Annotated in this window: 1 protein-coding gene; it reads right to left on the reverse strand. The window is 59.2% G+C overall.

Going from position 1 to position 473, the window contains the following annotated elements:
* Window positions 1-473: hypothetical protein (locus FQB27_RS15995; RefSeq protein ID WP_169562085.1), on the reverse strand; the 473-nt coding region annotated here is incomplete at both ends.

Raw genomic sequence — 473 nt, forward strand, 5'->3', positions numbered from 1 at the left:
CACGACGCGGGTCAGTTCATCGGTGCTGTCACCAGATGCCGCGCTGAAGTTGATAACATTGTCGTCACTGTCTTCCTTGATGATACCGGCAAACTCGCCGTCACCGAAGGCCGCAGTCGGTACAACCTCGCCGCCTTCAATGGTCAGGCTGAAATCGGCGCTGTCTTCCTTGCTGTTGTCGGCAAGAGTGTCTTCCTCATCGGCATTCGGCTCGGTTTCCTCGCTGAGGCTGGAAATGGAGCCGTTGATTGTGCCTTCATAGCCCGCCGGAACAACAGCCTCAATCGCCTCAATGGCATCTTCAAGGTCCGCCGCGCTGACACCCCCAAGCTTCCAAACCCCGGAACCCGGAGAGGTTTCCGTCAGGGTTGCCCCATTCGGTGCCCCGGTGCCAAGCGTCAGGCCAACACCCGCCGTAACCGCCGTCCCGTGCAGCGTAACGGTAATCTCAAAGGTCTCGGAACCGTCCGTAT

It is taken from the genome of Sneathiella chinensis (genome assembly GCF_012720115.1).
GTDB classification, from domain to species: Bacteria; Pseudomonadota; Alphaproteobacteria; order Sneathiellales; family Sneathiellaceae; genus Sneathiella; species Sneathiella chinensis.